The following is a 12,043-nucleotide window of genomic DNA, read 5'->3' on the forward strand; positions in this document are numbered from 1 at the left end:
TCGTTGTGCCCGTTTAAGTTAAATGAGTTATCCACAAAAAAGGGAGGTCCCACAAAAAGAAAAAAAGAAGCAAAAAAAGAAAAACGCATTAGCATGTGGGAAACTGAAGGAGTTTCCCACATGCTAACACGACAAACAAGCAACAAGTTATTTAATCCTTATCTTTAAAAAAAAGACCTGTATAGTTCATCTTAGGACTAACAGAATAGCTTGTATAGTATTTACAGGATTTACTCACAAATCTGTATAGCTTTTTCAGGACGGGTCAGCCCTTTATTTCATGCAATAAATGCGGACGGTGGATGTTCGCTATCGATACAGGTTTAAGCCTCTGTTTGGATTTAAATAATTGTTATTCAGATTATTAATTGTTTGGCATTGTATTTAAGTATGATAAAGAGCCATTTTATTCACCGTAATCAATTTATCGCCATGATCAGGAACTATTTAAAAATTGCCTGGCGCAATATGCTCCGTAACAGGGTTTACAGCGCGCTTAATATTGTTGGCCTTGCTACAGGCATGGCTGTTGCGCTGCTTATTGGTCTTTGGGTGTTTAACCAGTATTCGTACGATCGTTTCCTGCCCAATTACAGCCAGGCATATGCCGTAAAGGTGAATTATACCAACCCTCATGATGGCACACGCACCCAGGATATGCTGCCCATTCCGCTGGCCGATGTGCTTAGAAATACGATTCCCGGTATCCGGCATGTGGCCGAAGCTGATTTCATCGATTTTCCGGCGCGTGATTTCCTGGTAGGTGATAAAAAATTAATGGTTAATGGCGGCACGGTAGGAGCCGATTTTCTGAAAATATTTCAGTATCCGCTGATAAAGGGTGAAGTAAGCACTGTTTTGAAGGATCCATATTCCATTGTAATTGATGAGTCGACCGCGAAAGCCTTATTTGGTAACGATGAGCCAATAAACAAAACTATCAGGATCGATAACCGGCATGATGTTAAAGTTACCGGGGTGATGAAGGATTTTCCGGCTAATGCATCCATGCAGTTCCATTTTTTGATGCCCTTCAGTTATGCAGAACAAACAGAAGACTGGGTGAAGAATTCCCGTACCCAGTGGGAAAATAACTCGTATCAAATTTTTGTGGGTTTGCAGCCAGGTGTTACTGATACGCAGATAGCCGCTAAGATCAAAAAACTCATCTGGCAATACAACCCGGTATCTCGCCCCTTTAAACCCGAAGTTTTCCTGTACCCCATAAAAGACTGGCACCTTTACTCAGATTTTAAAAATGGCAAAGCAGCCGGCGGCTTTATTGATTATGTGTGGATGTTTGGCATTATCGGTGCGTTGGTATTGCTTATCGCTTGTATCAACTTTGTGAACCTGTCAACAGCCCGGTCAGAGAAGCGGGCCCGCGAGGTTGGGGTACGTAAAGCTATCGGTTCTCAGCGACGCGATCTCATCTTCCAGTTTTTGACGGAGTCTATCCTTTTAACTTTTGCTGCCTTCCTGTTATCCATTGTTTTGGTGCAGTTAACTCTTCCATGGTTTAATGAACTTACAGGTGGTTTAGTACAAATTCCTTATCAAAGCCCTGTTTTTTGGTGTATTATGATAAGCTATGTGCTTGTTACCGGTTTACTGGCCGGAAGCCGGCCTGCATTTTATCTTTCGGCGTTTAACCCGGTAAAAGTATTAAAAGGCAGCATCCGGATAGGTAAAGGCGCCGCACTGCCCCGGAAAATATTAGTGGTGCTGCAGTTTAGCTGCTCGGTTGCTTTTATTATTAGTACTGTGATCATTTATCAGCAAGTTCAACATGCTAAAGACCGTCCTACCGGATATAATGCCGACAGGCTGATATCCACCTTCATGACCCGGGATTTGGCAGGCCATTACGATGCACTTAAAAACGATTTGCTGGCTTCGGGAATGATTGAAAGTATTACCAGGGCATCGAGCCCCTTAACCAATATCGGCTGGCATACAGGTATAGAAAACTGGCCGGGGCAAAACGCTGGTGAATTGAAAATAAACGTTGGAGCTGTTATTGTAGACGACAATTATTTCAAGACGGTTGACATGAAACTGCTCCAGGGGCAAAGTTTTTCAGCTAATCCAAAGGCTGATACGGCCAATATCATTGTAAATGAATCGGCTGTTAAACGGATGGGCTTAAAAGATCCGGTTAATCAACTGATCAATTTTAGCGGCATCACGGGCCCGTCGCGGATAATAGGGGTAGTTAAGGACGCGCTGATGGGATCGCCGTTTACACCTGTGGAACCTACCGTATTTACACGTACCCAGGACTTTAGCAGCCAGGTAATTTATCGTTTAACGGCTGGCGTAAGTCCGCATACAGCAATTGAAAGGGTAGGTAAGATCTTTGATAAATATAATCCTGCATATCCTTTTACTTACGCGTTTGTGAATGAAGCTTATGATCATAAATTCAATTTAGAAACCCTTGTGGGCAAGCTGGCAGGCGTTTTTGCAGGCCTGGCTATTTTTGTATCCTGCCTTGGCTTATTTGGCCTGGCAGCTTATGTGGCTGAGCAACGTACCAAAGAGATTGCTGTACGTAAAGTATTGGGTGCGTCAATAACCCGGGTATGGGTACTGTTATCGGGCGATTTTATTTTATTGGTAGCTATAAGTTGTATAATTGCTTCGCCGGTAGCTTTTTATTTCCTTAGTAATTGGCTTCAAAAATATGACTACCGCATCAGCATAGGGCCGGGTGTATTTATACTATCGGGCCTGGCAGCAATTGGGCTTACTTTGATCACCATTAGTTTCCAGGCTATCAAAGCGGCATTGGCAAATCCGGTAAGGAGTTTAAGGAGCGAGTAGCTGATGAGTAAAAAGCAACTGGGGGCAATGGATAGATAATTAATAATAAAAACATCAACCACAATAGGGAATTGCCTCCTGCCATTCGTATGACAGTCAGGAACAGTTCAAATTGATGGAAATGAAAGCCAACACCCGCTCCCTGTTTTTTTATTTAATGCTGATCATGGTCACTGCCCTGTCGTGCAAAAAGGAAAATGTGATCTCCGGTAACTTGTCTGCTGAGCAGAAATGGATCCTGGATAGTATGCGGGTGTATTATTACTGGAATGAAACTTTGCCCAAAAATCCTTCAGAAAACAATTCATCTACCTCATTTTTTAAAAGCCTGCTTAATAGCGCCGACAGGTTTTCATATCTCGATGATCCGGATGAGGTAAAAACAGAATATTCATCATTTGGGTATTATGGATTCGACTATGCATTACTTAGTAATGCTGCGGCACCCGGCGGCTTAATAGCCACAGTAACATTAGTGGTGCCAGGCAGCGCGGCATACAAAGCCGGATTAAAGCGGGGCGATTTTTTTACCGCTGTTAACGACATCATCATTAACAATGCAAGCAGCAGCAATGTGCAGCATGTGCTGAAACAGGGTAACCCTATCAAGCTGCAACTGGCAAATTTAAGCGCCGGGATTTTTACCAATGCCGGGATACTTAACCTGTCTGCCCTGTATTTTACCGAACAGCCTGTATACATAACCAAAACCTTCAACTCGGCAGGGAAAAAAACCGGCTATATTTTTTATGACGCTTTCAACGGCGTATTTGATCGTAATATGCTCGATTCGTTGACAAAACTGGAGGCAGCCGGAATTTCAAACCTCATTATCGATCTTCGTTATAACCCCGGAGGTGATGTATCTTCGGCTGCTAAGATTGCAGGCGCATTAACCGCTGCCGACGCAAACCAAATATTTGTTATATATCAGGCCAATAAAAACGGGGGGAGGAGCAACCGCACTTTTCAGCAAACCATGCTCGAAAATGATTATCAGCCACAGTCATTTTCAGAAATTAAGAGCAGGCGCTTATCTCTCCAAAAAGTAATAATACTAACCACAGCCGCCACAGCCTCATCGGCCGAATTGCTGATCAACACATTAAAGCCCTATGCTTCGGTTATACAAATAGGCCAAACAACCATAGGTAAAGATATGGCCAGTTTTGCCATTGCCGATGGGCGTAAACCTGCCTCTGTAAACCTGGTGCTGCATCCGCTTGTGTTTAAACTTTACAATGCCAACGGAACCGGCGACTACAGCAAGGGCCTGGCGCCCGATTACGAGGCTGATGAATTTGCCGGGCTCCCGCTTAAACAATTTGGAGACCCGGCCGATCCTTTGCTTAACCAGGCGCTTAAATTAACAGGGAACCTAACCACAGCATCGGTCACAAAAAATAAAACAACGCCTAACCTGGCCGCTAATACCACAATAGCCTACCATTCGGCGCGGGAACGGGCTGCATATGCCGCTTCAGTTAATGTTCGGCATGTAATACGATAGCTCCGGAAATTAACTGGTGCTGCAAAACTGCTATCTTCTTTTGTAACGATTTAAAAGGTTTTAGCATTTTGATGTCCTGGCGTTTTTTATTCATGCCGGGGATCATTAAATTAGCCCTAACCAAATCTACACTTATGAATCAGAGAAAATCCTTGTTGTTGGGCTTATCGTTATTGGCGATAGCCGGGCTTGCCTCGTTCAGGCTCATTAAACACGATAGCCATCCGGTTGCAAATGCCGGTCTTACTATTCCCGATGGGTTTAACGCTGTTGTTATTGCCGATAATTTGGGTAGTGCCAGGCATATGGTGGTAACACCTAACAATGATATTTATGTGCATTTGGAAGGGCTTAAGAATGGTAAAGGCATTGTTGTATTGCATGATAACGGCAGCAAGGCCGATGTTAAAACCAGTTTTGGTAATTTCCCTGGTACAGGCATCCGCATCAATAATGGCTATCTCTATGCTTCGTCGGACAGGGCCGTTTATCGTTTCAAGTTAAATGCCAACCAGGAAGTGACCGACCCGGAACATCCCGAAATAGTAGTGAGCGGCCTGGTATCTAAACGGGCACATAAGCCAAAGGCTATAGCGTTTGATAATGATGGTAACCTGTACGTAAACATAGGGGCTTATTCAAACATTTGCTCAGAGTTTGATCCGCAGAAAACCGGCTGTCCAATTCTTGATTCGGCAGGGGGCATCTGGAAGTTTAAAACTGATAAATTAAACCAAAGGCAAAGTGACGGTGTACGTTTTGCAACCGGCCTGCGCAACGTAGTTGGGCTTGACTGGAACCAGCAGGATAACCAGCTTTTTGTAATGCAGCATGGCCGCGATGCCCTGCATGACCTGTTCCCGAAATATTATACCACCCAGCAATCGGCCCTTTTACCTGCCGAATGTATGTACGCTTTAAAGGAGGGCGACAATGCCGGCTGGCCATACATGTATTATGACGATGTTAAACACAAAAAAATAAAAGGCCCCGAATATGGAGGCGATGGTGAAGCCGAAGCGGATGCTAAATATGCCGAACCCGTAGCCGCCTATCCCGGTCACCTTGCACCCGATGGCTTGCTGTTTTATACCGGTAGTCAATTCCCCGAAAAATATAAGAATGGAGCATTTATAGCTTTCCATGGTTCATGGAACAGGGCACCTGAGCCTCAGGCAGGTTATTTTATAGTTTTTCAGCCATTTAAAAATGGTAAGCCCGATGGTAAATGGGAGGTATTTGCTGATGGTTTTGCCGGCACAGCCGAAGAAACCTCACCCGGTAAAGCCGAGCATCGTCCTTGTGGCCTGGCACAAGGCCCCGACGGCTCCCTGTATGTAAGCGATGATGTTAAAGGGACCATCTATAAAATTACTTATAAAAAATAACGATAATACACTCATAAAAAGCCCAACTTGTGTAAAGCAGGTTGGGCTTTTTGTTTGGATATTTATATAAATACTTATTTTAGCCTCACCCGCAAACCAAAAAAACTTTGCGCCTTAGCGCCTTTGCGAGAAAAAAATCAACCACCATGAACTACACCCAAATTTGCAAAGCCTTCCATGATTTAACGGTTACTGAGCTGTACCAGCTATTAAAACTCAGGAGCGAAGTGTTTGTGGTTGAGCAAAATTGTGTGTTTTTAGATCCTGATGATAAAGACTACGCCTGTCACCACTTGTTGCTGTTTGATGATGAGCAGGAACTGGTAGCTTATGCCCGGATCGTACCGGCAGGTAAATCATATGCCGAAGCATCCATCGGGCGCATAGTAAGCAGCAAAAAGGTGCGCGGCACAGGCGCAGGCAAAACATTAACCCAGGCTGCTATTGATGCCGCTAAGGTTCTTTATGGCGATGTGCCGCTCAGGATAGGGGCGCAGTACTATGCTGTTAAGTTTTATGAGCAGTTAGGTTTTAAAATGGAAGGTGAAATTTATGACGAGGATGGAATTGATCACATTGAAATGATCAGGGTCTGATAGGCGTTTAAACATCATCTGTTTGAAAATACCTTTTAACGATTGCTTTTGCCCGCTCAACGAATTTTGTACCTGCTTTAAATGCAGGGCCGCTAATTTTATGTCATAACCTTTAAAGCTATGCCATGAAAACATTGCAGTTACCACCCGACCCCAGAGATCTCGCCAAAAACAAAACCCGCGAAGTAAACATCGAATTGCCAAAAGCTCCTATACATCATGGGCCTGAGCAAGCCAAACCCGTGTTAGATAATTTCTTAAAGCGGTTTTTCCCCGACAATGCGCCCGAAAACCTGAGTACTACAGAGGCGGTGATCCGCGGGGCGATGGTGTTTACCATGCCAGTGCTTTCATCTATTGATTGGAGCTATCATACCCACACCATGATCATTATAGCGCCTTTGATTTTTTACTTTGAGGTTACAGCATTTACGCTATATTGCCCGGTGAAAAGGCTATTCAGCAGTTATATCCATCCATCAAAATATGAGTAAGTTATAACACCGTAAATATAAAAATCACACAAAAACATAATATCATGAAAGCAAACATCGGAATTAACGAAGCAGACCGCCAGGCCGTTTCAGAACAGTTAGCCAAATTACTGGCTGATGAATTTGTATTGTACACCAAAACCCGTAATGCCCACTGGAATATTGAAGGCCCGGACTTTCACTCTATGCACGTATTTTTTGAACAGCAATACAACGAGCTTGACGAAATAATGGACAGCGTTGCCGAACGCATCCGTAAAATAGGCCATTACGCTCCGGCTACTTTAAGCCAGTTGTTACAACTGACCCATTTAACCGAAAAACTTGATCACAAAAACGACAGCCTGGGCTTTTTGAAAGAGCTGCTTGAAGATCATGAAAGCGTCATCGAATTTATCCGCGGTAATATCAACCCTTTCGCCAACCAGTTTAATGATGCCGGTACCAGCGATTTTATTACCGGCCTGATGGAAACGCATGAAGGCATGGCATGGATGCTGAGGTCACATTTCAGATAAAATATCCCCCTCTTTAAATAACCGCTTTTCGGCTCAAATGGTCTCCTGGATGCAAACGGGAGGCCATGAGCGAAAAGTAAAATGATTATCTTAGCACTATTATTCAGCCAGCCCCATGACCAGTTTAATTGTTGATGATAATCCTATTGCCCGCGCTACATTGAGCCACCTGGCCGCCCAGGTTAATGACCTGGATGTTATTTGCGAGTACTGTACCGCCATGGAGGCCTATAATCATCTTCAGAACCAAAACGTCGACCTCCTGTTCCTGGATATTGAAATGCCCGGAATGGATGGGTTGGAACTTACCCGCAATCTTAAAAACAAGGATATTGTTGTTATTTTTACTACCTCAAAAAAAGAATACGCTGTTGAAGCGTTTGAACTTAACGTAGCCGATTACCTGGTTAAGCCCGTTACCCCCGGCAGGTTTTTACAGGCTGTAAACAAAGCCCGCGAAGTGCTGGAAAGCCGTAAGGAAGATGATGTACAGCTGAAGAACGACGACTTTATTTTTGTGCGCGATTCAAACATCACCCGTAAACTCATGCTTGATGATATTTTGTATGCTGAAGCCATGGGCGATTACGTTAAATTTTATACCCCCAAAAAAGAATACGCCATACACGGCACGCTAAAATCGGCCGAAGAAAAGCTGCCTTCATCTAAATTTGTGAGGGTGCACCGCTCATACATTATTGCTCTTGATAAAATTGATACCCTGCAGGATGGAGGTTTGGTGATTGCCGGCAAGTTTTTGCCCGTGGCCGATGCCTATCGCAAAACGCTGAACAGCCGGATGAACGTTTTTTAGCAATCGACAGGTCGGGGCGGTTTAACGATAGTTTTGCCCTGTTGAACGATTTGTGTAATTAAAATAAATTTAACACCTGCATATTTACTTATCACCAATGCGTTCAGCGTCATCAGTAATGGCTAATAAAAAATTTGCTTACCTTATACTGGCATCATTTGTTGCAGGTACCATTTTGCTGCTGGTTATTCAATATAATTTTTCACAAAATATGCAATCGATGCGTAAGGGGAATGAAAGCCTGCTGCGCGAACTGCATACCAGTAACCACCTTCGCGAAATTGACCGCGACCTGCTGGGTGTTGAAAGCCGGATCAGGGCTGCCATAGCTACCGATGATACCTCGCATTTAGAGGGGGTTGATGCAAAGATCAAAGCGGTTAAAGATTATCTCGATTCAATTAATAATGGTATCCGCGACCCAAAGATCAAACAATACCTTGAGCGGCTTAATATTTTGGCTGATGAAAAAGTACGGATCAAGAACGAGTTGCTAAAGCACTTTTATAAAACAGGTAATATGAACGATACCAGTTTTATAGCTAATCCGCGTGCCCGCCGTGTCTCAAATGAAATAACTACTGTTACCCATAAAATTTACGACAACCGTCAAAAAATGATGGATGAGCTGAGCGTGGCTGTTATTGATAACAGTACCCGCGCCCGGATGTATGGCAATATGCTCATGGTATTTATGTTTTTAAGCGGCGGTACTTTATGCTGGTTTATTGTTAACCAGTTCAGGCAGCAAAACAGGCTGATCAACAGGCTTAACGAGTCGGAAAAAACTGCACGCGAAGCATTATTGATAAAAGAAAACTTTTTGGCCAATATGAGCCACGAGATCCGCACACCGCTTAACTCCATACTGGGTTTTACCAACCTGCTTAAACGCCGTAAAATTGATGCCGATGCCGGAGAGTTTGTCGGTTCGATCCAGAAGGCAGGGGAGAACCTGCTGGCTATTATCAATGATATTCTTGATCTGTCGAAAATTGAAGCAGGCATGATGCGCATAGTACATTCGCCGTTTAGTGTTCGGGGATTAGTTGATTCTATCGAAACTTTATTTAACGAACGGATCAAAGAGAAAGGTCTCAGCTTTAACAGTAAAATAGCCGCAGATGTACCTGATACGCTCATTGGCGATGCTACCCGTTTAACCCAGATCCTGGTGAACCTGATTGGCAATGCCTTGAAGTTTAGTGAGCAGGGCTGTATTAGGGTAGAGGTTTATAATAAACAAACAAGCGGTAAAACCATAAAACTGGGCATCAGGGTAACCGATGATGGCATCGGGATTCAAAAGGACAAGCTTGCTTCCATATTTGAGCGCTTTAACCAGGCCGAAGATTCCATTACGCGGAGCTACGGCGGTACAGGGCTTGGCCTTTCTATAGTTAAAGACCTGGTAGTTTTACAGCTTGGCGAAATAGAAGTTACCAGCGAACCCGGAAAAGGCACTGAATTTAATTTTTACATCCCTTACACCATTGCCGATGAGCAGGTTACCGTGTACGCTGATGAAGAAAGCATCGATTCAAAACCACAGGTTGACCATAGCTTAAATATATTGGTGGTTGACGATAATGCCATGAACCAAAGCCTGATGAAACACCTTTTTACGCAATGGGGAATAGGGTTTGATGTGGCATCAAACGGTGAGGAAGCCATTAACAGGCTGAAATCTGAAACTTATAACGTGGTGCTTATGGATATTCAGATGCCCAAAATGGACGGATATACGGCAACTTATCAGATTCGTAATGATCTGAAACTGGACGTCCCGATCATAGCCATGACAGCCCATGCCATGGCCGGCGAGCGGGAAAAATGCCTGAGCCATGGCATGAACGAATATATTGCCAAGCCCGTTAATGATGACGATTTATTTAAGCTGATCCTGAAATTTGTGCCCGGTGCTTCCCGGCAGGAAAGTGAGGCGGCGATCAGTGATTATAATTATCAGTTTATCGACCTGAACTATATGAAGGACATCAGCAAGGGAAATATTGATTATGAAAAGTTAGTGACTTCGCAGTTTATAGAGCTTACCCTAACTGATGTAAACACGCTTAAAAATATGTTCAGCGCACAGGATTTTGCCGGGTTAAAAAGTACTGCCCATAATATGAAGACCACGGTGGCCATCATGGGCTTACTACCCGCTTTAGAGGCTGATTTGGATGAGCTGGAGCAAGCCACAACCGCTGATACCGAAACTTTGCGGCTCATCAATGATATAACCACCGTATGCCTGAATGCCATTGATGATGCCAGGCATTTTTATGGCACGTTGGTGTAGTTTTTTATGTAGAGACGCATCACATGCGTCTGCCGAAATGCAAAACAAACTTTTAGCTTCGATCTTCGCATGGGAGACGCATGTGATGCGTCTCTACGTTGATTCGTCCTTAACCCATTAAAGGTTGTCCAAACAAATCTAAACGATCAACCCAACCTCACCAACCCTTCACCGACAGTTTTTGCCTGTTCAACGAATCCTAAAGTGAAAGCCTTTAAAGGAGCCTTAGTTTTATGATAACAAAAATTATCACACCGAACTCATGGCAACATTAACCGCAACCCCACAACAATTAACCAGGGCCAACCTGCAGATCGCTGCGTTTGGCAATGCTGATAATTTTATTGAGCCGGCCTTTCCGGGCCAGGTTTTAAATCCTTATGCTTTTTTGGTTGATATCTCCGAACGGGTACACACCCGCGAAATGGCTATAACCAACGTTTTGGCTGCCGCAGGTATAGGGATGTGGAGCTATAGTGTATACAGCAAAAAGTTTCATCTGTGCCCTGTAGCCAGCGGTTTTTTAGGCATGAAAGGCAGCAGCACTTTTGGTTTGGGTGTGTTAATGCAAAAACTGGTTCAATGGAACCAAAAACATGTTTTAGACACTGCCAAAACCGCATGCCGTACCCAGCAGGAGTTTGAAACCGAACTGCATATTAACACTGCGGATGGCTGCTATGGCCGCTGGCTTAAAATAACAGGAAGGCTTTATTGCAGCGATGGTTTGGCCATGAAAATGATGGGCACCATGACCGATATTACTGCAGCAAAGCAGGAAGAACTCCGGAAAAACGATTTGATGGCTTTTTTGAACCATGAGCTGCGTACACCATTGAGCACCATCAAACTATATATCCAAAATACGGCCCGCGTTGCCCGGATGGAAAACAATAAACCACTGGAAGATAAAATGCTTAAAGCCGATCAGCAGACCGTGAGCATGACCCAGTTGATCAATAACTTCTTAACACTATCGCAGGTACAGGATTCAAAGCTTAGCTTACAGCAAAGCCGCTTTAACCTGGCTGAATTAGTTGAGCAGGTAACTGCAGATATGATGGTGCTTTATCCTGATCGTAAATTTAAGCTGAAAGTGTCAAAAGCTATTTGGGTTACTGCCGACTACGATAAGTTGGTGCAGGTGCTGGTAAACTATGTTAATAATGCGGTAAAGTTTTCGTCTGTAAAAAGCGTAGTTACCCTAAGCTGCGGAACGGTTGATGGTGAAGCCATAGTAACGGTACAGGATAAAGGCAGGGGGATTAAACCGGCCGATCAAAAACTATTATTTTGCCGTTACTCCCGCATCCATCATGAAAACGCTGCCGGTACAAAAGGATACGGCTTAGGCCTGTACCTTTCGCGCGAGATTGTTGAAAGCCATGGAGGGGAAGTTGGGGTGAATAGTGAGTACGGCAAAGGATCGGTGTTTTATTTTAGGTTGCCGATGTAACTAAAGCTATTATGTCATTGCTGTACGGGTTTAGTAATTCGGTAACAGAATCAGGTATTTTATTTGTTGTTTACGGATGCCATTTCAATAGGTTTTTTACCATTAATACCCTGATGAGGCCTTTCCCAATTATAGT

The 12,043-nt window shown here is 43.8% G+C and carries 9 protein-coding genes; all 9 read left to right on the forward strand.

The features are described 5' to 3' along the window. Positions 1 to 432 precede the first annotated feature (432 nt). The 9 genes from ACFFGT_RS19330 (at position 433) to ACFFGT_RS19370 (ending at position 11,907) form a co-directional block, all read left to right on the forward strand. Positions 433 to 2,826 carry an ABC transporter permease gene (locus ACFFGT_RS19330; protein ID WP_377024156.1) on the forward strand — a complete coding sequence of 798 codons (2,394 nt, stop codon included), beginning with the start codon at positions 433 to 435 and terminating at the stop codon, positions 2,824 to 2,826. Between the two features lie 121 nt (positions 2,827 to 2,947). Then, complete coding sequence (locus ACFFGT_RS19335) at positions 2,948 to 4,336, forward strand: S41 family peptidase (protein WP_377024157.1); 1,389 nt, start codon at positions 2,948 to 2,950, stop codon at positions 4,334 to 4,336. Between the two features lie 134 nt (positions 4,337 to 4,470). Further along, positions 4,471 to 5,724 carry a PQQ-dependent sugar dehydrogenase gene (locus tag ACFFGT_RS19340; RefSeq protein ID WP_377024158.1) on the forward strand — a complete coding sequence of 418 codons (1,254 nt, stop codon included), beginning with the start codon at positions 4,471 to 4,473 and terminating at the stop codon, positions 5,722 to 5,724. A 146-nt stretch (positions 5,725 to 5,870) separates the two neighbouring features. Then, positions 5,871 to 6,320, forward strand: a complete 450-nt coding sequence (locus tag ACFFGT_RS19345) for a GNAT family N-acetyltransferase (protein WP_377024159.1) — start codon at positions 5,871 to 5,873, stop codon at positions 6,318 to 6,320. A 125-nt stretch (positions 6,321 to 6,445) separates the two neighbouring features. Then, complete coding sequence (locus ACFFGT_RS19350; protein WP_377024160.1) at positions 6,446 to 6,814, forward strand: hypothetical protein; 369 nt, start codon at positions 6,446 to 6,448, stop codon at positions 6,812 to 6,814. Between the two features lie 44 nt (positions 6,815 to 6,858). Continuing rightward, the gene (locus ACFFGT_RS19355) at positions 6,859 to 7,332 is read left to right on the forward strand and encodes a Dps family protein (protein WP_377024161.1); all 474 of its coding nucleotides are present in this window, start codon (positions 6,859 to 6,861) and stop codon (positions 7,330 to 7,332) included. A 115-nt stretch (positions 7,333 to 7,447) separates the two neighbouring features. After that, positions 7,448 to 8,146, forward strand: a complete 699-nt coding sequence (locus tag ACFFGT_RS19360) for a LytR/AlgR family response regulator transcription factor (protein WP_377024162.1) — start codon at positions 7,448 to 7,450, stop codon at positions 8,144 to 8,146. Between the two features lie 97 nt (positions 8,147 to 8,243). Continuing rightward, on the forward strand, positions 8,244 to 10,451 hold the full coding sequence (locus tag ACFFGT_RS19365) for a response regulator (RefSeq protein WP_377024163.1): 2,208 nt from the start codon (positions 8,244 to 8,246) through the stop codon (positions 10,449 to 10,451). A 262-nt stretch (positions 10,452 to 10,713) separates the two neighbouring features. Then, positions 10,714 to 11,907 (forward strand): PAS domain-containing sensor histidine kinase, encoded by a 1,194-nt coding sequence (locus ACFFGT_RS19370; RefSeq protein ID WP_377024164.1) that lies wholly within the window; start codon positions 10,714 to 10,716, stop codon positions 11,905 to 11,907. Positions 11,908 to 12,043: the final 136 nt, after the last annotated feature.

It is taken from the genome of Mucilaginibacter angelicae (genome assembly GCF_042434235.1).
Taxonomy (GTDB): Bacteria; Bacteroidota; Bacteroidia; order Sphingobacteriales; family Sphingobacteriaceae; genus Mucilaginibacter; species Mucilaginibacter angelicae.